The following is a 22,741-nucleotide window of genomic DNA, read 5'->3' on the forward strand; positions in this document are numbered from 1 at the left end:
GCGTCGGCGGGGCGTGTCGGCTCAGCGCGTGTCGCTCAGCGCGTGTCGCTCAGCGCGCGTCGGCTCAGCGCGCGTCGTACGCGTCGCGGGAGTCCTGCACGTCGGCCATGTGCGACGTCGCCCAGTCCTCGAGCGGCTCCAGCACGGAGCGCAGGGACCGCCCGCGCTCGGTGAGCTCGTACTCGACCCGCGGCGGGATCTCGGGGAACACCGTGCGCGTCACGAGCCCGTCCCGCTCGAGCGCGCGCAGCGTCTGCGTGAGCATCTTCTGCGACACGCCCTGCACCCGCGCAGCGACGGCGGAGTAGCGCTGCGGTCCGTGCGCGAGCGACCCGATCACCAGGACGCTCCACCGGTCACCGATGCGGTCGAGCAGCTGCCGCGAGGGGCAGTCCGCCGCGTAGGGGCTGTACTCGAGTGCCGACATCGTGACCTCCTGTACGCACTGTGAGGTGCCTACTTCCCACGAGAGAGTAACGCGAGTACGGTCAGCTGCACCAGTCACGGAAGGACACTCATGACCAACATCGTCGTCTTCGGCGGCACCGGGTACGCCGGCTCCGCCATCGTCCGCGAGGCCCTGTCCCGCGGCATCGCCGTCACCGCCGTCGCCCGCGACACCTCGAAGCTCGACGCCGCCGAGGGACTCACCCTCGCGCAGGGCGACGCCTTCGACCCGTCGTTCGTGGCGGACGTCACGAAGGGCGCCGACGTCGTCGTGGTCTCGTTGCACGCGGTCCAGGCGGACGGCAGCGAGCTCAAGGACAAGTTCCAGCACTTCGTCGACGCGGCGGCTGCTGCCGGCGCCCGGCTCGGCATCGTCGGCGGCGCGGGTTCGCTGCTCGTCGCCGAGGGCGGCCCGGCGCTGTACGACACCGCGGAGTTCCCCGACGCCTTCAAGGGCGAGGCGAAGAGCCACGGCGAGATCCTCGACCGGCTGCGTTCCGGCGGGTACACCGGCGACGTCGATTGGTTCTACGTGAGCCCGGCCGCGGCCTTCGGCGGGTACAACCCCGGCGAGCGTCGGGGCACGTACCGCACCACGGACGACCTGCTCCTCACCGACGCCGAGGGCAACTCGGACATCTCCGGCGCGGACTACGCGATCGCGATCGTCGACGAGATCGAGCGCCCGGCGCACCACCGGGCGCGCTTCGGCGTCGCGTACTGACGCGAGCGGCCGGCGCGACCGGCTGACGGACGGGAGGCGCGGTGCGGGCTCGCACCGCGCCTCCCGTCCGTCACGTGGTCCCGTGCATCTCTGGTGCCTGCCGCGCGGAACCAGGTTCCGGACACAGCACCGCGAAAAAGCCCGGTTCGGTGTCCGGAACCTGGTTCCGAGGACGCCGCCGACGCCGCCGCCGACGCCGCCGACGCCGCCGCCGCCGTCCGCCCCCGCCGAGCGCCGCAGCTACCGCGCCTCGATCGCGGGCAGCGGCACGTGGTGCCGCATCCGCACCGCGAGGTGCAGCCCACCGCGCCGCGCGAGCACGACCCCGGCGACGACCGCAGCCAGCGCGGGGATGCCCCCGGCGACGACCATGCCGACGTGCGCCCCGAAGTGGTCGACGACCTGCCCCATGACCGGCCCACCGACCGCCTGACCGCCGAGCAGCACGAGCACGTACAGCGACATCACCCGGCCGCGGATCGCGACGTTCGACGACAGCTGCACGAGCGAGTTCGACGCCGTCATGAACAGCAGCTGCGACATCCCGACCGCGACGAGCGCCACCGTGAACGGTGCGATCACCGGGATCGAGCCGCTCACCACGAGCAGCACGCCCGTCCAGAACACCCCGCCGACGATCGTCCGGAGCCGCACCGTCGCACGCCTGGTCGACAGCAGGGCACCGGTCAGCGCCCCGACCGCGACGGCGGAGTTGAACACGCCGTAGCCACCGGCGCCGACGTCGTAGACCTCGGACGCGAAGGCCGAGAGCAGCACCGGCATCGTCAGGGCGAACACCGAGAAGAACGCCATGAGCACCACCGGCACCAGGATCGTCGGCTTCCGGACCGCGTAGCGGAGGCCCTCGACGAGCTGCCCCTTGGCACGGGGCATCGGCGGCGTCCGGTGGAGCTCCGAGGTCCGGAGGAACCCGAGCGTGACGACCACGGCGATGCAGGCGACGGCGTTCACCCCGAACGACCACCCCGCCCCGACGGCCACGAGCAGCGCTCCGGAGAGCGCGGGACCGATCATCCCGCCGAGCTGGAACACGCTGGAGTTGACGCTGATCGCGTTCCGCAGGTGCTGGTGGCCGACGATCTCGGTGACGAACACCTGACGCGCCGGGTTGTCGATCACGGTGACCATCCCGACCAGGAACGCGATCACCCAGATGTGCCACGCCTCGACCACGCCGGTGAGCGTGAGGACGGCGAGCAGGGCGGAGAGCACCGCGAAGGCGCCCTGGGTGAGCATCATCAGCGCGCGCTTCGAGAACCGGTCGACGAGCACCCCGCCCCAGAGCCCGAACAGCAGCATCGGCGCGAACTGGCACGCCACGGTGATGCCGACCTGCGCGACGGAGCCGGTGAGCTGCAGCACGAGCCAGTCCTGCGCGATCCGCTGCATCCACCCGGCCGTCATCGCGACCAGGTTCGTCGCGGTGAAGAGCCGGAAGTTCGGCACCGAGAGGGCGATGAGCGTGTGCCGCCAGGGCGGGCGCTCGGCCTGGATCGGCAGTGGTTCGGTGGGCGGAGGGAGGGTCGTCGATGACGCACTCACGGTCGTGGGGCTCCGGATCGTCGGGGGTGGATTCGGTACCCGTTCGAAACTACGTGGCACCGACCCATTCGACACCCCTATGGTGGCTATCACTCCATTGCGATGTCGAATGGCGGCGGTCCGTCCGCCGGAGGAGGTCACGTGCTCGACCCGGTGCTGCTCCGCACGTTCCTCGCCGTCGCCGAGACCGGCAGCTTCACCCTCGCCGGTCAGCGGCTCGGCATCAGTCAGCCGACCGTCTCGCAACACGTGCGGCGGCTCGAGACCGCCGTGTCCCGGACCCTCGTCGCGCGCGACACCCGCGGGGTCGCGCTCACCGACAACGGGGACGCGATGGCCGGGTTCGCCCGCTCGATCCTGGCGGCGCACGCGACCGCCGACGCCTACTTCTCCGGAGCGGCGACCCGCGGGCGACTCCGGTTCGGCGCCGCCGACGACCTCGCGATCACGCAGCTGCCCCGGATCCTGCGGGACTTCCGCCGGCTGCACCCGCAGGTGAACCTCGAGCTGACGGTGAACCAGTCCGCGCCGCTGCTCCGTCGGGTGCACGCCGGCCAGCTCGACCTCGTCTTCATCAAGCAGACCGCGGGGGAGTCCGCCGAGGGCACCCGAGTCGCGACCGACCAGATGGTGTGGATGGCGCAGGACGGCATCGCGCTCGAGGCCGACGAGCCCGTCCCGCTGATCGCCTACCAGGCGCCGAGCATCAGCCGGCAGATGGCGATCGACGCGCTCGAGGCCGCCGGCCGCACGTGGCGGATCACCTGCAACACCCGCGACGTGAACGGGGTGCTCGCCGCCGTGCGCGCGGGGATCGGGGTCGCGGTGTTCCCGCACTCGCTCATCCCGGCGGACCTCGTGAAGGTGTCGCAGCGGCTCTCGCTGCCGGACCTTCCTGCGGTCGACTACGTCCTCATCGCGAACCCGACGGTGCAGCGCGAGCCGATCGACGCCCTGACGAGCGCGATCCTGTCCCGCGGGGTCGTGCGCGCCGTCTGAGCGCTCCGGCCGCCCTGCCGCCGGCACCGCTGCCGCCGCCCTGCCGCCGGAGACTCCCGGCAGAGCGACAGGCTGCCGCCGATGTTCCGCGGCGCACTGTCGCTTTCGCGGGATCGATCGGAACCGGGCCGCGCCGGGCCGCGCCGGGCAGGCCTCGCCTGGCCGCACCGCGCCGTGCCTGGCCGGGAGCGGCCCGCTACGGCGCGACGGTCGGCGTGGTCCCCGTGCCGGTCAGGTCGGGCAGCGCCACACCCGCCGGCGCCAGCAGCGCCGCGGCGACCGCCCAGAGCAGCACGAGCGTCCCGACCCCGCCGAGCACCGCCCCGAGGAGCCCCACCGGTCGCTGCCACGTCGCCGCGGGGCTCCGCAACGCCGTCCCCGACAGTGCGAGGGCGAGCACCCCGAGCACCAGTCCCGTCGCGTGCACCGTCGCCGGCGCCGTGAACCACCAGGCGGCGAGGGCGATCGTGGCGACCCCGGTCACGGCCCCGAGCGCGGCCGCCGGCGTCACACCGATCGCGGTGCGGCTGCGGTCACGAACGGTTCCGCGTCCGGTCTGGAGGCCCCGCTCACCCCCGTCGTCCTCGCCCACTCCGGCGTCGATCCCGGTCTGCACCGTGGTCGGCCCCGACCGGTGGCCTCGCCCGCGGGTCCCGGCCCCCCGGCGCCGCACCGGAGCGCCGGCCGTGCTCGGTTCGGCGGGGACGACCGGAGCGGCCGTCGTGCCCGTTGGGCCGGTGACGGCTCGGGCAGCGGCGGGGAGCGTGCCGGGGAAGACCGACGGCGCCGGGGCCGGGGCCGGCGTCGACGTCGACGCCGGGGCGGGTGCTGCGATCACGGCGTCGAAGTCGCTCGGCGCGGGCTCGACGACGACCGGCCGCGGTGCCTGCTGTCGGGCGAAGCGCGCTGGCGTGCGGTACCCGATCGGACCGGAGGGCTCGGGCTCCGTGCCCTCGACCAGGACGTGCTCGAGGCCGGGCACCGAGAAGCGTGGCTGCCCGACCGTGGGAGCGGCCGGTGCGGGGGGCTGCACCGGTGCCGGGGCGTGGGCGCTGTGGGTCGGGTCGACGGGCGGCGTGAGGGGACCGTTCGCCTCCGCGGCGTCGGTGGGCGACACCGGCAGGGGAGCGGTGTCGAACGGCGGCACCTGGACGGCGGGCGAGGTGGGAGCGGGCGGGAGCAGGTGTTCCTGCGGCGGGTAGTCCGGGACGACGACCTCGCCGACGGGCAGCGACCCGGCAGGACCCGACGGCGACACCGAGCCGGACGGCGGCACCGAGCCGGACGGCGGCACCGAGCCGGACGGCGACACCGAGCCCGACGGCGACACCGCGCCCGCGGCGGCCGGTCCGGCGCCCGCGGCAGCCCCGATCGCGGCCGCGGGCGACCCGGCGACGGCGGTGCCGTGCGGGCCGGGAGCGGCCGCGGGGACCGACGCACCCGTGTCGACGACGGGAGGGTGCGCGGCGGGGGCGAGTGGTGCCTCCCGGCCGGTCACGGTGTCCTCCGGGGGCGCGACGACCCACGCAGGGACCGCTCGACGCGGCCGGTCTCTGTCCGGCATGCGGTGCGACGCCACTCGTGCTCCCTCGCTCTTCTGATCCATCGTCATTTCTATCCACGTGCATGGATCCGGGAGCAGCCCCAGTTCCGGGGGCGCACGGTCCACTTCGCGCAGGACGCCCTCGCACAACGCCCTCGCAGAACGCAACGACGGCGGTTCCTCGCAGGGCTGTACCGCTGCGAGGAACCGCCGTCGTGGCGTGTTGCGGAGGGGGAGTGGCTACATGTCGCGGTAGCGCTTCGCCTCGGCGAGCTTCGTGCGGAGCTCGTCTGCCGTGAAGCGCGTGACGTACCCGGGGGTGTCTCGCTGGATCCGCCAGCCCTCGGCGAGGGGACCGGCGTCGACGACGTCGAACCCGAACTGGTCGATCAGCTCGGACACGACCCGCTTGGCCTCGGCGTCGTCACCCGCGACCACCAGGGCGCGGCGGTCGGGCGTGCCGGCCGGGGTGGCCTCGTCGGTGAGCGCGGGGGCGGCGATGTGGTTGAACGCCTTGACCACCCGGGCGCCGCGCAGGTGGTCCTGCAGGAGCTCCGCGGTGGTGGTCGTCTCGTCGTCGAGGGACGCGATGTGGCCGTCCCGTTGCGGGTAGTAGTTGTTCGTGTCGATGACGACCTTGCCGACCAGGGGCTCGACCGGGATCGTCTCGATCGCCGCGAGCGGGGTGGTGACGACGACGATGTCGCCCGCTGCCGCCGCCTCGTCGCGGGTCGCTGCTCGGGCGTGCTCGCCGAGCTCCGATACGAGGTCCTGCAGGGTCTCGGGGCCGCGTGAGTTGGCGATCACGACCTCGTGACCGTGCTGCACGGCGAGGCGCGCGAGCTGAGAACCGATGTTGCCTGCTCCGATGATGCCGATCGTTGTCATGCGGTCGTGCAACGCGGCTCGGTGCGGAGCATTCCCACCCGAGCGTGCGCCGAGACGCGCGGTGCGTCCACTCCGGTGCGGACCACCGTACGGCCGCTGTCGCTCGGGTGCATGATGGCGCCATGGCCCACGAGTTCCGCGACGAAGCCGACCGCGACCGCTACGCGATGTACGTCGACGGCGAGCTCGTGAGCGTCCTCGACTACCGGGCCGGGGACGACGCCGTGTCGTTCCCGCACACCTACACGGTCCCGAAGCACCGCGGACACGGCTACGCGGCGGAGCTCGTCGCGCACGCCGTCGGCGACGTCGAGGCCAGGACCACGAAGCGCATCGTGCCGATGTGCTGGTTCGTCGGCAAGTGGTTCGACGAGCACCCGGAGAAGGCCGACCTGCTCAGCCGCGGCGCCGCGGACTGACACATCCGACGGTCCGGTCGCAGCGTCGCTGCCGGACACGAACACCCGGAGACACCGTGCCCACCATCACCCCGTTCCTCTGGTTCGACGACCAGGCCGAGCAGGCCGCCACGTACTACACGGAGCTCTTCCCGGACAGCCGGGTCGACAGCGTCGCGCGGACCCCGGAGGGCACCGCCCTCGTCGTCGAGTTCACCCTGCTCGGCCAGCCGTACCGGGCGATGAACGGCGGCCCGGGGCACCCGCACACCGACGCCGTGTCCTTCCAGGTCGACGTCGACACCCAGGAGGAGCTCGACCGGATCTGGGACGCGCTCCTCGCCGACGGTGGTCGGCCGCTCGCGTGCGGATGGCTCCACGACCGCTGGGGGCTGACCTGGCAGGTGACCCCGTCGATGATGGGCGACCTGATGACCGGCGGCGGCGACCCGGAGGCGAACGCCCGGGTGTTCCGCGCGATGCAGGACATGGTCAAGCTCGACATCCCGGCGCTGCAGGCCGCAGCGGCCGGCGGATGACGAGGAGCCGGGGTGTCCGCCGGTAGGGTGGCGGGACCCACCAGTGCCGGGAGACCGGCGCACCCGGTCACAGGCTGGAGGACCCGATGAGCAGCCCGAGTGCAGACGTCCGCGGCGGCCGCACGACCGACGACGTCCGCAACACGGACATCGGCCGCGCCTACACCGAGCTCTCCCGCATCACCCGACGTGCGAGCATCCGGGCACGCGGCGACGACCTCGTGCTCAGCGTCGTCGACCAGTCCCTCGTCGACTTCGTCGTCCAGCACCCCGGCTGCATGGCGATCGACATCGCCCGCTACCTGCGGCTGAACCGGTCGACGATCTCCCGACAGCTCTCCGGCCTGCTCGCAGCGGGGCTCGTCCGCACCACCGACGGCGGCTCCGGCAACGCGAAGCCGCTCGAGGCGACCGACGCCGGCCGTGCCGCACTCGAGCGCTCGGTGCGTCTGCACCGCGACGCGCTCGAGGAACGGCTCGCCGACTGGTCCGACGACGACGTCGCGCTCCTCGCCGGCCTGCTCGAACGACTCGGCGCCGCCGACGAGGCCGGTCTCCCCATGCCCGCGCGCGCGACCGACGACGGCGCCGGCGCCGACACCGGTCACGGCGGCGACGGCGACCCCGGGCGCGACGGTCCCACCGCCTCGTGACCACCTCGTTCGTCCTGCTCTCCGACACCCACCTGCCGAAGCGCGCGAAGGACCTGCCCGCCGGGCTCTGGGCGGACATCGACGCCGCGGACCTCGTCGTGCACGCGGGGGACTGGGTGGACCTCGCCACCCTCGACGCCGTGCAGGGACGGTCCCGCCGCTCCGAGGGCGTCCGCGGCAACAACGACGGCCCCGAGTTCGACGACCGACTGCCGCTCGTCGCGCGGTTCACCGTCGAGGACCTGCGGTTCGCCCTGGTGCACGAGACCGGTGCCGCGACGGGCCGCGAGCGTCGGGCCGACGCCGCCTACCCGGACACCGACGTGCTCGTCTTCGGGCACTCGCACATCCCCTGGGACTCGGTCGCGCCCTCGGGCATGCGCCTGCTCAACCCCGGGTCGCCGACGGACCGCCGTCGACAGCCCGACTTCACCTGGATGCGGGGCACGGTGGACGGGCGCGCACTGACGGTCGAGACGGTCCGCCTGCCCCCGGCAGCCCGCTGACGCGACGCAGCGGTCGGGACGGCGGGCAGGGACCGCGCGGACGCTCCGGACGGGAGGCGCGGCTGCTGTCCGCCCCGCGCCTCCCGTCCGTCCCGTGGCGGGTGCCACCGCCGTGGTCCGGTCAGCCGCGCCAGCAGGGCGGCTCCGTGGGCATCCGGAAGAACGCGAGCTCCCACTCGGTCGACTGCCGGTGCGCCCGCGCCATCCGCCCCCGCTCCGCCGGGTCCGCAGCCGCGGCGAGTGCCTCGACCCGTGCGGTCGCCGCGGCGCTCGCCGCCGCGAACGTCGGGTCCCCGTACGCACCGAGCCAGTCCGCGAACGGGTGTCCCTCCGGAGCGTGCCCGAGCTGCGTCCCGACCCAGGCGTAGACCCGGAAGCACGGCAGCACGGCGGCGGCGAGCACCCCGACCGACCCGCTGTCGGCCGCGTCCTGCAGGTGGGCGAGGTACCCCGCGCAGGTCGGGTGGACCGGGTCGTCGGCGTGGGTGCCGGCCAGATGGCGGTGGTGCAGGTCCCGTGCCTCGTCGGCGCAGCCCTGTGCGGCTGCGGCCCACTCCGCTGCGGCGTCGCCGTCCGAGGCCGTTGCCAGGCGCCGGAGGTGCTGCTCGTAGGCCCGCAGGTAGTGGAGGTCCTGCGCGAGGTACCCGGCGAACACGTCCGGGTCGAGCGTGCCGTCGGCGAGGCCCTCCAGGAAGCCGCACGAGAGCGTCGCGTCGAGGGTCTCCGCGACGTCCGTCCACCACCGGTCCGTCCAGGTCACCGCGGGCAGGGCCGCACGGGTACGGGCGCCGTGGTCGACCGGGCCGTTGCCCGTCCCGACGTGCAGGGCGTCGGCACCGCGGAGCGCCTCGGTGAGCCAGGACTTCGCCTCGCCGACCGCGAGCTCCCAGTCGCCGTCGCGTGCCGCCAGCGTCGCGATCGCACTCGACAGCGAGCACCCCGTGCCGTGCGTGTTGGTCGTGGCGACCCGCGGCCCCCGGAAGGTCCGGGCGGAGCCGTCGGGCCGGACGAGCACGTCGTCGGAGGTCGGGCCGGTGTCGTGGCCGCCCTTCGCGAGCACCAGGACGTCCCAGCGGCGGGCCACCAGAAGTGCGGCCTCCAGGGGTGTCGCGGCGGTGCCCCCGGCGAGCGCGACGAGGTCGGTCAGCTCCGCGCGGTTGGGGGTCACCAGGTCGGCGAGGGCGAGCAGGTCGCCCATCGCGGCCGCGGCCTGCGGGTCGAGCAGCCGATCGCCGCTCGTTGCGACCATCACCGGGTCGACGACGACCACGGGTGGGCGGTGCTCGCGGAGCCAGTCGGTGACCGTGCGGACGACCTCGACGGTGCCGAGCATCCCGACCTTGACCGCGTCGACCACGACGTCGTCCGACACGGCGTCGAGCTGCTGCCGGAGGAACCCGACGTCGGGCACGTGCACCGACCGGACCCCGTGGGTGTTCTGCGCGACGAGGGCCGTGACGACCCCCATCCCGTAGCCGTCGTGCGCCGCGATCGCCTTGAGGTCCGCCTGCAGCCCCGCGCCGCCGGTCGGGTCGGTGCCCGCGATGCTGAGGACACGCGGGACGAGCAGCCCGCCCGGTCGAGCCTGCACGACGTGCCCCGTGCGCCCCGACGCTCCGGTGCCGGTGCCGGTTCCTGCGCCCGGGGCGGTCATGCCCCGCTCCACGCGCGGACGTAGGCCGCTGCCGCCGCGTGCGGGTCGGCGGCGGCGCAGATCCCGGCCACCACCGCGACGCCCGCGGCACCGGCCGCCCGCAGCGGCGCGACGTCGTCGAGGGCGACCCCGCCGATCGCGACGCACGGGAGCCCGAGCGGCCGAGCAGCGCGCACGATCCGGGCGACGCCGTCGACGCCGAGCGCCGGCGGGTGGTCCGGCTTCGTCGCGGTGGGGTGGACGACACCGACCCCGAGCAGGTCCACCGTGCCGCGGGGCAGCGCCGCGACGGCGGCGAGGTGCTCCGGCGTGTTCGCGGTGAGCCCCACGTGGGCGTCCGGCCCGAGGAGCGCCCGGGCGGCGGCGACCGGCAGGTCCGACTGGCCGAGGTGGACGCCCGCGACCCGGCGTCCGGCGCGTCGGGCTGCGAGCGCGACGTCGGTCCGGTCGTCCACCACGACGGTCGCGCGGTCCCCGACGGCGTCGGCCACCGCGGCGGTCAGGGCGAGGAGGTCGCGGACCGGCGCCTGCTTGTCCCGCACCTGCACGAGCCGCACGCCGGCGTCGACCGCGGCACGGACGACGCCGAGCACGCCCCTGCCGTGCCGGTCGACGAGCACGGGGTCGGTGACCAGGTAGACGCCGAGGTCCACCGGGGCGCTCACGGTCGGACCGCCGCAGGTGCCGTGACGTGCGTCGTGACGCGAGCCACCCGGACGACGTCCTCGGGGGTCAGCGCTGCCAGGCGGTCGAGGAACAGTGGCTGGAACGTGCCGGGCCCGCCGGCGTCCCGTGCGGCCAGCTCGGCGGCGACCGTGTGGACGAGGGTGCCGGCGACGGCGGCCGTGCCGGGGTCCTCCGGGACCACCGCCGCGAAGGCGGCGATCACGGCGCCGAGCGCGCAGCCGCCCCCGGTGATGCGCGTCAGCAGCGGTGTTCCGTTCGCGACCCGCACCACGCCCGTACCCGGCGCGACCAGCAGGTCGACGGGACCGGACACGGCGACGGCGCCCACGAGCCTCCCGTCCGACGCCCGGAGCGCGGCCTCCCGTGCCTCGTCCGTCCCGGCGGTGCTGTCGACCCCGCGGCCCCCGTCGGCGGCGCCGAGCAGTGCGAGGACCTCCGAGGCGTTGCCGCGGAGCACGGACGGCCGGAGCGCGAGCAGCTCGTGGGCGAGGGCGGTGCGGACCGGCAGCGAGCCGACCGCGACGGGGTCCAGGACCCACGGGGTGCCGGCGTCGACCGCGGCGGTGACCGCCTCGACCGACGCCGCGCGCGGCTCGGGATGCGGTGTGCCGGTGTTGACGAGCAGGGCGTCGGCCACCCGGGCGAACGGGCCGGCCTCGGTGGTGACGTCGACCATCGCGGCGGAGGCGCCGAGGGCGAGCAGGACGTTCGCCGTCACGTTCTGCACCACCGTGTTCGTGATGCACTGCACCAGGGGGCTGCGGGCGCGCACCTCCTCGAGCAGCGTGGCGGTGCGGGCAGCCCAGTCCGGGGACGGGGCGCCGGCGGATCCGGGTACGGGCGCAGCAGTGTGCATGGACGATCCCTTCGCGAGTACGAGCTCGAGCAGGTTCGACGGGTGTGATCTCAGCCGCTCGGTGCGGCACCCCGTGTCTCGGACGACACCGTACACGACGTCCGACTTCGTCCTCCGGGCACACCGGGGGTGCGGTGTGCCAGTGTTGACGGGTGCCTGACGTGACCCCTCCCGGACCGCCGCCCGGACCCCGAGACCCCGGCGACGCGTGGGCCGTCGGACCGGACGGCACGAAGGCCTGGGGACGCTTCGGCGCGGCCGGACTGCTCGTCGACGACGGCGCCGGACGCGTGCTCCTGCAGCACCGCGTGGAGTGGAGCCACCACGGCGGCACGTGGGGCATCCCCGGCGGAGCACGGCACCAGGGCGAGGACGCCGTCACCGCGGCGCTCCGCGAGTCCGCCGAGGAAGCGGGGGTGCCCGAGGACGGCATCGACCTCCGGCACGCCGCCGTGCTCGACCTCGGGTTCTGGACCTACACGACCGTCGTCGGCCGGGCCCGGACCCCGTTCGAGCCGGTGATCGCCGACCGCGAGAGCCTCGCACTGTCGTGGGTGCCCGTCGCCGAGGTCGACGCGCTGCCGCTGCACCCGGGCTTCGGTGCCTCGTGGCCGGCGCTCCGAGCCGCGATCGAGACCGTCCCGCACGTGGTGGTCGACGCGGCGAACGTGGTCGGCAGCGTGCCGGACGGCTGGTGGCGGGACCGCGCGGGTGCGGCGGAGCGACTGCTGTCGTCCGTGGCGGCGCTCGCCGCACAGGGCGTGGACGCGGGGGAGCTCGGGCTGCCGTTCGCGCGGTGGTGGCCTCGGTGGACGGTGGTGCTCGAGGGTGAGGCACGTGCCGCAGCGGCGACGGGGAACGGTGCCGGCGGGACGGCCGGGGTCGGCGCGGACCACGGCGGCGCCTCGGTCGCGGTCGTCCGGGCCGAGGGCTCCGGCGACGACGCGATCGTCGAGGCCGCCCGCTCGGCGCTCGACGACGGTCACGCACCGGTCGTCGTCGTCACGGCGGACCGGGAGCTCCGGACCCGCGTCGAGGCCCTGGGCGCCGAGGTGCGCGGCCCGGGCTGGTTCCGCGAGCAGTAGCCCCGACCGCCGCTCCGTCAGTCCTCGGGCACGTAGCGCCGCGACGACACCAGCAGCGCCACCCACGACACCACGCCGAGCCCGACCACGACGGCCAGGACCACCGACACCGGCACCCCGGCGCCACCCACGACCGCCGCGATGACGGCCGGCGCGAGGAACCCGCTGTAGGCCACCGCGTAGAACGCCCCCGTCAACCCGGCCAGGTCCCGCGACCCGGCGATCCGCTGCACCTCGAGCAACGACGAGACCAGCGCGGTCCCCATCCCGACACCGATCACCACGTTCGCCACGAGCCCCACCCACACCGACTGCAGCTCGATCGCCAGGAGCACGATCGCGATACCGACGGTCACCACCGCGACCGCGGTCACGAGCCCGCGCGCCGAGGACACCGAGTGCACCCGCTTCGCGAACGGCTGCACGGCGCTCGACACCCCGAGCGCCACGACGGTCGCGGCCGTGGCGAACACGAGCCCCCACTGGCCGGTCGCACCGGCCAGCCGGGTCGGCAGGTACCCGTAACCGATCGCGGCCGACCCGAAGATCCACGGCGCGGCGACGACGACGACCCGCGTGAACCGGCGGTGCCCGGCGCTCGGGATCGCGAGCTGCCGCCACCACGGCCCGGCCAGACCGCCGTGCACCGCGGTCTCCGGCGCCCGCCACACCACGAGGGCGAACGGCGCCGCGACGCAGACGTGCACGAGGAACGGCAGGACCTCGGGCGCGGGACCCCACTGCGCGATCCCGCCCGCGACGAGCGCACCGATCCCGGACCCGAGCGTGAACGCCAGTGATGCACGCCGTGCTCCCGAGCCGACGTCGGCTCCGGGGTCGTGCCGTCCCTGCGAGAGCTCCTTCACCCAGCTGTTGCCGACCGCCATCGCGATGCCCACCGTCACCCCCGAGAACAGCCGTCCGGCCGCCAGGAACCCCGGCCCCAGCGGCCCGAGTGCCAGGAGTCCGCTGCCGACGACCGCGGCGCCGATGCCGACGAGCATGAGCGGCTTCCGTCCGTGCCGGTCGGACAGTGACCCGGCGACGAGCAGCGCGGGTGCGAGCCCGAGCACGTAGACGCCGAGGAAGGCGTTGACGAGCAGGGACGAGTAGTGCGCCCGCTCCTCGTACATGAGCAGCAGCGGCGAGAACTGGTTGCCGCCCCACGAGCACACGAAGACCGCACCCCAGACCATCGCCCACGGCGCCACCCGGCTCGCCGGCACCGCGACCGACCCGGTGGTCGGGATGCTCCCGGTCGCACCGCTCACAGCGCACCCCGGTGCGAGGCCACGTGGGCGCGGAGGACCGCGGCGTACCGCTCGGCGTCGCCGTCGTCGAGTGCGGCGGCGAGTGCGCGGTGGTCGTCGAGCGACGCCTGCAACTGCTCCGGCCGGAGCCGCATCAGCTGGTGCCGGAGCCGCTGCTGCCGGTCGCTCAGCGTCCGGGCGAACAGGACCGCGATCGCGTTGCGCGACGCCGCGATCACGGCCGCGTGGAACGCCGCGTCCCGCTCGACGAACCGGTCGACGTCACCGGCCGCCACCGCCGCCTCCTGTTCCGCCAGCTCGGCCTGGAGGCGCGGTGCCAGTTCCGCAGCGCGGCCGTCGGTGACGACGCGGGCCGCGGCCGTCGACTCGATCGCCTCGCGCATCTCCAGCACGTCCGCCGCCTCGTTCGGGGACATCGGGCGCACGACGGCACCCCGGCGCGCCCCGAGCAGGATGAGTTCCTCGGCCGCGAGACGCAGGAACGCCTCGTGCACCGGAGTCCGTGAGACGCCGATCTCCTGGCACAGGGCGTTCTCGCTGATCGCGGTGCCGCCCGGCAGGTCCCCGCGGATGATCGCCCGCTTGACGTGCTCGTAGGCCCGTTCGGCCGCGGGGAGCTCGGTGTTGGTGTCGCTCACGACAGCCGATCCTACGCCTTGCATGCAAGCTTGCATCCCGAGCGCAGCGAGAACGTCACACGGCGTTCGTGACCGGATCGAGACATTCTCCGGCCACCGTCGCTACGCTGACCCTCACGTCAACGGAGACGTACCGATCAGGAGGTCACGATGGAGCGTGTCACCAGAGCCGACGACCGCGTCCACCGCCCCGCGGGGCCCTGGACGCCGACGGTCCACCGGCTGCTCGCGCACCTGCACGAGCAGGGGTTCGTCGCGGCCCCGGAACCGATCGCCGTCGGCGGCGCGGTCGAGACGGTGAGCTTCGTACCCGGCACGGCGGGGAACTACCCGTGGAGCACCGAGATCGCGAGCGAGGCCGCCCTCGTCACCTCCGCGCGGCTGCTCCGCCAGTACCACGACGTCGCGGCGACCTACCCGCGCGACGCGACGGTCGACGTGTGGTCGCAGGCGGAACGACTGCCGGTCGAGACGATCGTGCACGGCGACTTCGCGCCGTACAACTGCGTCTACGACGGCATCGCTGCCGTCGGGCTCATCGACTTCGACACTGCGCACCCCGGACCGCGGGTCTGGGACGTGGCGAGCGCCGTCTACCGCTTCGCGCCGTTCACCACCGGACTGGTCGAGGGCGGCACCGCGCCGGGGCTCGACGAACGCCTCGACCGCGCGGTGGAGTTCTGCCGCGCCTACGGGCTCGACGACCGATCCCGCGGGGTGCTCGTCGAGACGATGACGGCGTCGCTCGTCGCCCTCGTCACGACGATGGAGACCGAGGCCGCGGCGGGGAACCCGAAGTTCCTCAGCGACCTGGAGCACGGACACGCCGACCTGTACCGCGCGGACGTCACCTGGATCGAGTCGCACGCCGACGCGATCCACGAGGCAGTCACCGCGGGCTGACCCCCATCGACACGGGTGTCGAGGCGAGACGCCGACGAGGACGCGAGACGCCGGCGTGGACGCGAGACGCCGGCGTGGACGCGAGACGCCGGCGTGGACGCGAGACACCGCCCAGCACGCGAGACGCCGCTGGATCCCGCGGCGTCTCGACCGGCGCGCGGCGTCTCCACCGGACACCGGCGTCTCGAGGACCCGGCGCAAGCGTCGGGTCGAGGCGTCTCGTGCTGACGCCGGCGTCCCGGGGACCGGACGCACGCGTCGGACGTGCACCGGGCCTCCCGGCAGCTCCCAGCGCGCACGCGGCGGACTCCGATGCTGCAGCGGGTAGTGTCGCAGGGCCATGACCGACAGCCCGGCCGACGCCACCCCGTACGAGGTCCTCGGCGTCCCCGCGACCGCCGACGACGACGAGCTCCGTCGCGCCTACCGCCGGGCCGCCCGCGAGACCCACCCCGACCTCGGCGGCGACGCCCGACGCTTCCGCCAGGTGCAGATCGCGTGGGAGCGCATCGGGACCCCTGCCGCCCGGCGCGCGTACGACGCGGGGTCGCGCGCGTCGGCCCCACGTACGGCGTCCGGCCCGTCCGGCTCGTCCGTCTGGTCGCACGACGACGGCGGGGGCTTCGCGCCCCCGACCGCCCGCCGCGACTCCCGGCCGCGGGCGCGTTCGCACGGCCACCCGGGTGGTCGCTCGCGCGAGGTGTTCCTGCAGGCCGAACGCGAGTGGGTCGGCCTCGGCGACCCGATCGAGGACCCATACGACCCCGCACTCGTCCGCTCGGCGCCTCGGCACATCCGGCGCCTCCTCGCCGAGGCACTCGCCGAGGAGGCGACGGCCGCGATCGTGTCCGAGATGGGCATCGGCGTGAGCGTCTGGCACGACCTCGACGCCGGTGCCGAGGGCAAGCTCGACCACGCCGTCCTCACCCCGAGCGGACTCTGGGCCGTCGAGTCGATCGACTGGGGAGCGCCGGTGCGCATCGAGCACGGCGAGATCGCCGGCGAGACCCTGGCACCGGGGGAGCGCCCGGTCAAGGAGCTCGTGCGGGCTGCCCGGGCCGTCCAGAAGCAGACGCGTGTGAAGTTCACCGGGCGGCTGATGGTCGTACCGGACGCCGCCGTCGACGAGGACGTCCAGGTCGTCGGCCCGGCGCGGAAGCCCACCGCGCTCCTGGTCCGGCGGAGCGCCCTGGGACAGGTCCTGAACGGGGTGTTCTCGCCGGAGGGCTCCGTCGACGTGTTCGAGATCCGCGACCGCCTGCAGCAGACCGTCCGCTTCGTCTGAGGCGGCCGACCCGGGACTCAGTACCCGCGGAGCTTCTCGAGGTCGCGGCGCTCCCGCTTGCTCGGACGCCCGGCCCCGCGGTCGCGCGTCGGGACGAACCCGGCCTCCTCGCGGGGGAGCCGCGGCGGGGTGCGGTCCTCGAAGTGCTTCGCCGCCTCGGTCGCACTCGTGCGCTTGAGGATGATGCCCCGCACGACCACCACGCGGTCGAAGCCGTGCTGGCGGACCCGGACCTCGTCCCCGGGGGCGATCGGCTGGGCCGGCTTCGCGCGCTCGCCGTTCACCCGGACGTGGCCGGCCTTGCACGCGCTGGTCGCCGCGGAGCGGGTCTTCGTGATCCGCACCGCCCAGATCCAGCTGTCGACGCGTGCCTTCTCCATCCGCCCAGCCTAGGCGGCCCGGTCCTGCGAGCAGGCCCTACGCTCGACGCGTGCAGGAACCGCGGCAGCAGGACGCCCTCGCCCGGGCACTGGCGCTCGGCGTGCTGTCCGACGCGGCGCTCGGTGACCGGCTCGTGGTGCGGGCGCGGCACGGCGGCGGCGCGCAGGACGCCCTCGGCACGCTGACCGCCCGCACCGCCGACACGGTGACGATCGAGACACGCCGGGGGGCCCTCGAGGTCCGGCTCGCCGACGTCGTCGCGGCGAAGCCCGTGCCCCCGCCACCCTCGCCCCGGCCCCGCCGACCCTGACGGCGCCGTCGCCGTCGCCGCAGCCCTCGCCGCCGGTCACCGGCGAGCCGTCGGCGTCCCCGCAGCGGCCGCCACGTAGCCTCGACGCATGGCCGTCCCCGCCCCGCTCGGCACCGAGGACCGAACCTCCCGCCTCACCCTCCGCCGTCCCGACCGCTGGCGCCGCGAGGACGCCCCGCAGGCCGACCTCCGGCTGACCGGCGACGACGTGGTGCTGACCGTCCGCTCCCGCCCCTCCGAGCGCATGATCGCCGAGGAGCACACGAGCCTGCTCGAACGCCTGCCCGGCTCCGTCGAGGGGCTCCGGCTCATCGGCTGCGACCCGTGGACCGCCGCCGGAGCGCCGGCCCGCCTGGTCGAGTACGTCCGCCCCGACGAGGAGGGCGACGTCACCGGCACCCACCTGCTCTTCGTCACCGGCCGTCACCGCGTCGACCTCACCGTCGAGCGGCCGCTCACCCGGATGCTCGCCACCGACGACCTGGTGTCGAGCGTGCTCGAGTCCGTCCGCGCCACCGAGCCCGCACCGTCCCGACCGCAGCGCGAGCTCGAGGCCCTGCCGGTCGCCGCGCCGGCACCGCAGCTCGACGGGACGCACCTGGGGCCCGACGCGCTGACCACCCTGCGCAGCCTGGCCGGCCGCCGGTGGGACCCGATGCTCCTGCGCTCGCCCGCCGGTCGCGAACTCGTCCAGACCGGGCTCGTCGGTCGCCTCGGGACGCTCCCGGAGGCCACCCAGGAGCTCCTCGCCCCCTGGGCCGACGACACCCAGCCGGTCACCCTGGAACAGCGGCTGCCCGACGGGCGGGCCACGCGCCTCCAGGCCTGGTCGGAGACCGTCGTCGACGGGACGGACGAGACGGGCGGCACCGTCGCCCGGCTGCCGGTCGAGCGCGTGGTCGCGTTCGCGGCCGGGAGGCTCGGCATCCGCCCGTCGTGGACCTTCCCGTTCCGCACGGGGTCGGTCGGTGCGGACCTGCTGTCCCGCAGGACGGGGACCGCCGCGACCGCGCCGGACCTGCCGGCGGCCGTCGCCGAGGCCGACCCGCGCCTGGCGCGCTTCTGGGCGGCGCCGTGGACGGTCTCGTCGATCCGTCGGCCGGGGCGGCCGGCACCGGTCGTCGTCGTGCACGCCGAGGGGATCGGCTTCGCCAGGGTCGGACGCACGGAGGCCGGGGAGACGGCCTTCCGGTCCGACTCCCCGGCCAACGTCTACCGGTCCCTGGTGCGGGCGTTGCTGGTCTGACGACGTGCCGGTCCACTGTGCCCGCTGGGCCAACGTGTACCGGTCCCTGGTGCGGGCGTTGCTGGTCTGACGACGTGCCGGTCCACTGTGCCCGCTGGGCCAACGTCTACCGGTCCCTGGTGCGGGCGTTGCTGGGCTGACGACGTGCCGGTCCACTGTGCCCGCTGGGCCGACGTGTACCGGTCCCTCGTGCGGGCGTTGCTGGGCTGAGCCTGCGGCTGCTGCTGCTGGCCCTGCTCGCTAGGCGGCGGGGCCCGCGGTCAGCGTCACGGTCACGGTGTGCGCTGCACCGGACGCGTCGGTGTAGCCGACCTGCACGCGGTCGCCGACGGCGTGCGAGCGGATCGCCGCCGTCAGCGCGTCGTTGCTCGCGACCGCGGTGCCGTCGAGGCTCGTGATCGTGTCGCCGGCGACCAGACCCGCTGCCGCCGCACCCGAGCCGTCGACGGTCCCGGCGACCGGGACCCCCGCGGTGGTCTGCGACGTCGCGGTCGACGCCACCTCGACGCCGAGGAACGCCGGCAGGCCGATCGTGATGGTGTCGGAGGACTCCCCGGCGAGGATCTTGTCGGCGATCGCCTTCGCCGTCGTGATCGGGATCGCGTACCCGGTGACCTCGGCGGACCCGGACGACGCAGCGGTCGCCATGCCGACGACCTCGCCCTCGCTGTCCAGGACCGGGCCGCCCGAGTCGCCCGGCACGATCTGCGCGGCGACCTGGATGAGGCCCTGCAGCGACTCGGTGCCGGTGCCGGACTCGCTCTGCACCTGGATGTCCTGGTCGAGCGCGGTGACGGTGCCCGCTGCTGCGACGAGGTTGCCCGTGCCCTCCGCGTTGCCGACGTCGGTCACGGCGTCCCCGGTGGACGGTTCGCCGTCGTCGTCGAGCGCCACCGTGGACAGGCCGGAGGCGTCCTGCAGCTTGAGGACGGCGACGTCGTGCGTGGCATCGGTGCCGACGACCTCGGCCCGGTACTGCTTGCCGGTCGTCTCGTCGGTGACCGAGATGCTCGTGGCGCCCTGCACCACGTGGTTGTTCGTCAGGACGAAGCCGTCCGAGGTGAGGATCATGCCGGTGCCCGCGGCCTGCGACGAGGTGTCGTAGTTCATGACCGTGTCGATCGTCACGACGCCCTTCTTCTGGGCGGTCGTCGCCGGGGTCGCGGCGGTCTGCGTCCCCGTACCGCTGCCGCTGCCGCTGCCGCTGCTCCCGCTGCTGCCGTCGCTGCCCGAGCCGCCGCCGTAGCCGGGGACGGTGAAGCCGTTCGTGCCACCGGTTCCGCCGTTCGTACCGGAGCCGCCGCCGGGCAGCGTCGTCGAGCCCTGCGACTGGCTCGACGTGGTCGTCGTGCCGTGGGAGGACAGCCCGAGGGCGGTGCCGCCGGCCGCGCCGATGATGGCCAGCGCGGCGACACCCGAGCCGATGACGAGCCCGAGCCGCCGCGGGCGCTTCGTGCCGGGGTGGTTCGCCGCCGCCGCGCCCGAGGTCCAGCCCCAGGGCGTGGAGCCGACGGTGGGAGCCGCGTTCGTCGCACCGTGCGCGGTCGTGCCGTACGCGGTGGCGACCTGGTGGGAGGTGCCGCCGAGGGCGGCGCTGCCGACGAGGTAGGGGCCGCGGCCGTCGGGCGTGTAGGCGTAGGGCCCCGAACCGTCGGTGCCGTACAGCCACGGGCCGCTGCCGTCGAAGGCGTATGCGGGGCGGAGGGTGTCGCGGTCGGCGTGCGGGGCCTCCCAGCCGGGGCGGTCGGTCGCGCGCTGGTCGTCGGCGGGGTTCTCGTTCATGGGTGCTCTCCGGTCATCCCTCGACCACCCGGGGGTGGCGGTGTGTTCCTCGACGACCCGGTCGGGCGTCGACGGAGACCAGTACAGGAGCCGAACCCATGACGACCCTATGAACGGGCCCGGTGGCTGCTCCGGGCTTCCTCGGGGGCCGCCGAACGGGGTGCGGGATTAGGCTTGCCGCACCTCCCATGCGCGCGTCCTCACCCGTCACCCCCGTCGTCCGGCCCCGCCCGGCACCTGCCTCGCGGTCCCGTCTCGTCGGGGCGGCGCTGCTCGCGGTCGCCGTGCTCGTGGTCGCCGTCGCGCTCTCCGTGGCGTTCGGCTCGCGCCCGATCCCGCTCGGCACCGTGGTCGACGTCGTCCTGCACCCGGACCGGAACGACGACGTCGGGCTGATCGTCCTCGGCAACCGCGTGCCCCGGACGATCGTCGGGCTGCTCGCGGGCGCCGCGCTCGGGGTGGCCGGCGCCGTGATGCAGGGCGTCACCCGGAACCCGCTGGCCGACCCGAGCATCCTCGGCATCAACGCCGGGGCGGCCCTCGCCGTCGTCGTCGGCATCGCGGTGTTCGGCATCAGCGGCACGGCCGCGTACCTGCCCTTCGCCTTCGTCGGTGCCGGACTCGCGGCACTGCTCGTCTACGGCATCGCCGCCGTCGCCCGCCGCGGTCTGTCACCGGTCGGGCTCGCGCTCGCTGGGGCGGTGGTCGCCGCCGCGCTGTCGTCGATCACGACGGCGGTCCTCGTCTCGAGCCAGAGCCTGCTCGACCAGCTGCGCTTCTGGCAGGTCGGCGCGCTCGCCGGCAAGGACCTCGGCACCGCCGGGGTCGTCGCAGTCCCGGTGCTCCTCGGGCTCGTCGTGGCCGCCGGACTCGGACGTTCGCTGAACACCCTCGCGCTCGGTGACGAGCTCGCCGCGTCGCTCGGCCAGCGCGTGGTCCTCGTCCGCGTCGTGGGCGGGGTCGTGACGGTCCTGCTCGCGGGCTCCGCCGTGGCCGCCGCCGGACCGATCGCGTTCGTCGGCCTCGCCGTCCCGCACGCCGTCCGCCGACTGAGCGGACCCGACCAGCGCTGGACGATCCTCCTGTCCGCGCTCGTCGCACCCGCGCTCCTGCTCGTCGCCGACGTGATCGGGCGCGTCGTCGCGTACCCGGGGGAGCTGCAGGTCGGCATCGTGACCGCCCTCATCGGCGCCCCGGTCTTCATCTGGCTCGTCCGGTCGCGGGTGGTGACCGGCCTGTGACCGCCCTCCGCCGCGAGCTCGTCGTCCTCGGCGCGGTGCTCGTGCTCCTGGTCGCCCTCGTGCTCGTCGGCCTCGGGGTGGGGGAGATCCCGCTCTCGCCGCTGCAGGTCGCCGGCGCACTGGTCGGTCACGGTGACACCGTGTCGGACTTCGTGATCGGGCAGCTCCGCGGGCCCCGGGTCGCCGGTGCCGTGCTGGTCGGTGCCGCGCTCGGAGCGGCCGGCGGCATCGTGCAGAGCGTCGTCCGCAACCCGATCGCGAGCCCCGACGTCATCGGCATCACCTCGGGCGCGAGCGCCTCCGGCCTGACCGCGATCGTGCTCTTCGGGGCGAGCGGCGGGGTGCTCTTCGGCTCCGTCGTGGTCGGAGCCGTGCTCGTGTCCGTCGTCATCGCGGCACTCTCGTGGCGTCGGGGCATCACCGGCAACCGGGTCGTCCTGGTCGGCATCGGGGTCGCCGCGATCTGCCTGAGCGTCACCGGGTGGATGCTGACCGCCGGCACCGTGCAGCAGGCCGGCACCGCGCTCCTCTGGCTCTCCGGCAGCCTGAACGCCGTCGACCGGACGCTCGTCGGCATCCTCGCGGTCGCCGTCGTCGTGCTCCTGGCCGCCGCCCTCGCGCAGTCCCGACGGCTGACGGTCCTCGCGCTCGGTGACGAGGTCGCGGCCGCGCTCGGCCTCCGGCCCGACCGGGCGAAGGTGCTCCTGCTGCTCACCGCCGTGGGGCTGACCGCGGGGGCGGTGGCGACCGCCGGACCGGTCGCCTTCGTCGCGCTGATGGCCGCCCCGATCGCACGCCGGCTCGTCGGCAACGGTCGCGTCGCGCTCGGGGTGGTCGCCGTGGTCGGCGCCGTCGTGACGCTCGCGAGCGACCTGGTGGCGCAGTTCGCGATCCCCGGCAACGCGCTGCCGGTCGGGGTGGTCACGGGGGTCGTCGGGGCGCCGTACCTGCTCTGGCTGCTCGCGCGCGGCCGGTAGCGGCCGCGCCCGAGCCCGGGCGTACCTGGGCCTGCCGGGCGTACCTGGTCGTTCCGGGCGTACCTGGGCCTGCCGGGCGTAGCTGGTCGTTCCGGGCGTACCTGGTCGTCCTCATCCACCAGGTACGCCCGCTTCCGCATCCCATCTCAGTCGTTCTGGGAAGGA

At 74.7% G+C, this 22,741-nt stretch carries 24 protein-coding genes and 1 riboswitch; of the genes, 13 read left to right on the forward strand and 11 right to left on the reverse strand.

The window, feature by feature from the left end; all coding sequences use genetic code 11:
- Nucleotides 1–64: 64 nt before the first annotated feature.
- The gene (locus C1N91_RS06030; protein WP_137767014.1) at nt 65–427 is read right to left on the reverse strand and encodes a winged helix-turn-helix transcriptional regulator; all 363 of its coding nucleotides are present in this window, start codon (nt 425–427) and stop codon (nt 65–67) included.
- A gap of 90 nt (nt 428–517) precedes the next feature.
- On the opposite strand from C1N91_RS06030, the gene C1N91_RS06035 reads away from it, so the two are divergent.
- Nucleotides 518–1,171 (forward strand): NAD(P)-dependent oxidoreductase, encoded by a 654-nt coding sequence (locus C1N91_RS06035; protein WP_137767015.1) that lies wholly within the window; start codon nt 518–520, stop codon nt 1,169–1,171.
- 240 nt (nt 1,172–1,411) lie between these two features.
- On the opposite strand, the gene C1N91_RS06040 is transcribed toward C1N91_RS06035, so the two are convergent.
- A complete protein-coding gene (locus C1N91_RS06040) occupies nt 1,412–2,734 on the reverse strand; it encodes an MFS transporter (RefSeq protein ID WP_137767016.1) in 1,323 nt (440 codons plus the stop codon).
- A gap of 141 nt (nt 2,735–2,875) precedes the next feature.
- Here C1N91_RS06040 and C1N91_RS06045 point away from each other — a divergent pair, with 141 nt between their 5' ends.
- A complete protein-coding gene (locus tag C1N91_RS06045; protein ID WP_137767017.1) occupies nt 2,876–3,733 on the forward strand; it encodes a LysR substrate-binding domain-containing protein in 858 nt (285 codons plus the stop codon).
- A gap of 196 nt (nt 3,734–3,929) precedes the next feature.
- Here the strand turns inward: C1N91_RS06045 and C1N91_RS06050 are convergent, their stop codons facing one another.
- Entirely contained in the window at nt 3,930–5,231 is a 1,302-nt protein-coding gene (locus C1N91_RS06050; protein WP_137767018.1) for a hypothetical protein, read from the reverse strand.
- Between the two features lie 285 nt (nt 5,232–5,516).
- Nucleotides 5,517–6,164, reverse strand: a complete 648-nt coding sequence (locus C1N91_RS06055; RefSeq protein ID WP_137767019.1) for an NADPH-dependent F420 reductase — start codon at nt 6,162–6,164, stop codon at nt 5,517–5,519.
- A 122-nt stretch (nt 6,165–6,286) separates the two neighbouring features.
- On the opposite strand from C1N91_RS06055, the gene C1N91_RS06060 reads away from it, so the two are divergent.
- From C1N91_RS06060 to C1N91_RS06075, 4 genes are all read left to right on the forward strand, one after another.
- Nucleotides 6,287–6,583, forward strand: a complete 297-nt coding sequence (locus C1N91_RS06060) for a GNAT family N-acetyltransferase (protein WP_058727411.1) — start codon at nt 6,287–6,289, stop codon at nt 6,581–6,583.
- Nucleotides 6,584–6,639: 56 nt separating this feature from the next.
- Nucleotides 6,640–7,101 (forward strand): VOC family protein, encoded by a 462-nt coding sequence (locus C1N91_RS06065; protein ID WP_137767020.1) that lies wholly within the window; start codon nt 6,640–6,642, stop codon nt 7,099–7,101.
- Between the two features lie 86 nt (nt 7,102–7,187).
- The gene (locus C1N91_RS06070; RefSeq protein WP_137767021.1) at nt 7,188–7,754 is read left to right on the forward strand and encodes a MarR family winged helix-turn-helix transcriptional regulator; all 567 of its coding nucleotides are present in this window, start codon (nt 7,188–7,190) and stop codon (nt 7,752–7,754) included.
- Nucleotides 7,751–8,260, forward strand: coding sequence for a metallophosphoesterase family protein (locus C1N91_RS06075; RefSeq protein ID WP_137767022.1), 510 nt, complete (start codon nt 7,751–7,753; stop codon nt 8,258–8,260). Before C1N91_RS06070 ends, C1N91_RS06075 begins: the two co-directional genes overlap by 4 nt.
- 121 nt (nt 8,261–8,381) lie before the next feature.
- Here C1N91_RS06075 and thiD read toward each other — a convergent pair whose 3' ends face one another.
- The 3 genes from thiD to thiM all read right to left on the reverse strand — a co-directional run bounded on the left by thiD (nt 8,382) and on the right by thiM (nt 11,457).
- Complete coding sequence (thiD, locus tag C1N91_RS06080; protein WP_137767023.1) at nt 8,382–9,914, reverse strand: bifunctional hydroxymethylpyrimidine kinase/phosphomethylpyrimidine kinase; 1,533 nt, start codon at nt 9,912–9,914, stop codon at nt 8,382–8,384.
- A complete protein-coding gene (gene thiE, locus C1N91_RS06085; RefSeq protein WP_137767024.1) occupies nt 9,911–10,579 on the reverse strand; it encodes a thiamine phosphate synthase in 669 nt (222 codons plus the stop codon). The genes thiD and thiE overlap by 4 nt, the downstream gene beginning before the upstream one ends.
- A complete protein-coding gene (gene thiM, locus C1N91_RS06090) occupies nt 10,576–11,457 on the reverse strand; it encodes a hydroxyethylthiazole kinase (protein WP_137767025.1) in 882 nt (293 codons plus the stop codon). Before thiM ends, thiE begins: the two co-directional genes overlap by 4 nt.
- A riboswitch (TPP riboswitch) is annotated at nt 11,446–11,541 on the reverse strand. It overlaps the preceding gene by 12 nt.
- Nucleotides 11,542–11,609: 68 nt before the next feature.
- On the opposite strand from thiM, the gene C1N91_RS06095 reads away from it, so the two are divergent.
- On the forward strand, nt 11,610–12,542 hold the full coding sequence (locus tag C1N91_RS06095; protein ID WP_137767026.1) for an NUDIX domain-containing protein: 933 nt from the start codon (nt 11,610–11,612) through the stop codon (nt 12,540–12,542).
- 17 nt (nt 12,543–12,559) lie between these two features.
- On the opposite strand, the gene C1N91_RS06100 is transcribed toward C1N91_RS06095, so the two are convergent.
- Both C1N91_RS06100 and C1N91_RS06105 read right to left on the reverse strand, forming a co-directional pair.
- Nucleotides 12,560–13,813, reverse strand: coding sequence for an MFS transporter (locus tag C1N91_RS06100; protein ID WP_217496464.1), 1,254 nt, complete (start codon nt 13,811–13,813; stop codon nt 12,560–12,562).
- Complete coding sequence (locus C1N91_RS06105; protein WP_217496465.1) at nt 13,810–14,451, reverse strand: GntR family transcriptional regulator; 642 nt, start codon at nt 14,449–14,451, stop codon at nt 13,810–13,812. Before C1N91_RS06105 ends, C1N91_RS06100 begins: the two co-directional genes overlap by 4 nt.
- Nucleotides 14,452–14,601: 150 nt before the next feature.
- Between C1N91_RS06105 and C1N91_RS06110 the strand changes: the two genes are divergently transcribed.
- Complete coding sequence (locus C1N91_RS06110; RefSeq protein WP_137767028.1) at nt 14,602–15,354, forward strand: phosphotransferase; 753 nt, start codon at nt 14,602–14,604, stop codon at nt 15,352–15,354.
- Between the two features lie 340 nt (nt 15,355–15,694).
- Nucleotides 15,695–16,639, forward strand: a complete 945-nt coding sequence (locus C1N91_RS06115; RefSeq protein WP_137767029.1) for a J domain-containing protein — start codon at nt 15,695–15,697, stop codon at nt 16,637–16,639.
- Nucleotides 16,640–16,656: 17 nt separating this feature from the next.
- Here C1N91_RS06115 and C1N91_RS06120 read toward each other — a convergent pair whose 3' ends face one another.
- Nucleotides 16,657–17,019, reverse strand: a complete 363-nt coding sequence (locus tag C1N91_RS06120; protein WP_058729205.1) for an RNA-binding S4 domain-containing protein — start codon at nt 17,017–17,019, stop codon at nt 16,657–16,659.
- 50 nt (nt 17,020–17,069) lie between these two features.
- On the opposite strand from C1N91_RS06120, the gene C1N91_RS06125 reads away from it, so the two are divergent.
- Both C1N91_RS06125 and C1N91_RS06130 read left to right on the forward strand, forming a co-directional pair.
- A complete protein-coding gene (locus C1N91_RS06125) occupies nt 17,070–17,330 on the forward strand; it encodes a hypothetical protein (protein WP_254678368.1) in 261 nt (86 codons plus the stop codon).
- Nucleotides 17,331–17,418: 88 nt separating this feature from the next.
- On the forward strand, nt 17,419–18,576 hold the full coding sequence (locus C1N91_RS06130) for a hypothetical protein (RefSeq protein WP_137767030.1): 1,158 nt from the start codon (nt 17,419–17,421) through the stop codon (nt 18,574–18,576).
- A gap of 240 nt (nt 18,577–18,816) precedes the next feature.
- Here the strand turns inward: C1N91_RS06130 and C1N91_RS06135 are convergent, their stop codons facing one another.
- Nucleotides 18,817–20,358, reverse strand: coding sequence for a S1C family serine protease (locus C1N91_RS06135; RefSeq protein ID WP_175415929.1), 1,542 nt, complete (start codon nt 20,356–20,358; stop codon nt 18,817–18,819).
- 188 nt (nt 20,359–20,546) lie between these two features.
- On the opposite strand from C1N91_RS06135, the gene C1N91_RS06140 reads away from it, so the two are divergent.
- Together C1N91_RS06140 and C1N91_RS06145 are read left to right on the forward strand one after the other, a co-directional pair.
- A complete protein-coding gene (locus C1N91_RS06140; RefSeq protein WP_137767031.1) occupies nt 20,547–21,599 on the forward strand; it encodes a FecCD family ABC transporter permease in 1,053 nt (350 codons plus the stop codon).
- Nucleotides 21,596–22,576, forward strand: a complete 981-nt coding sequence (locus C1N91_RS06145) for a FecCD family ABC transporter permease (protein ID WP_137767032.1) — start codon at nt 21,596–21,598, stop codon at nt 22,574–22,576. The genes C1N91_RS06140 and C1N91_RS06145 overlap by 4 nt, the downstream gene beginning before the upstream one ends.
- The last annotated feature ends 165 nt before the right edge of the window (nt 22,577–22,741 follow it).

It is taken from the genome of Curtobacterium sp. SGAir0471 (assembly GCF_005490985.1).
In the GTDB taxonomy this organism is placed as follows: Bacteria; Actinomycetota; Actinomycetes; order Actinomycetales; family Microbacteriaceae; genus Curtobacterium.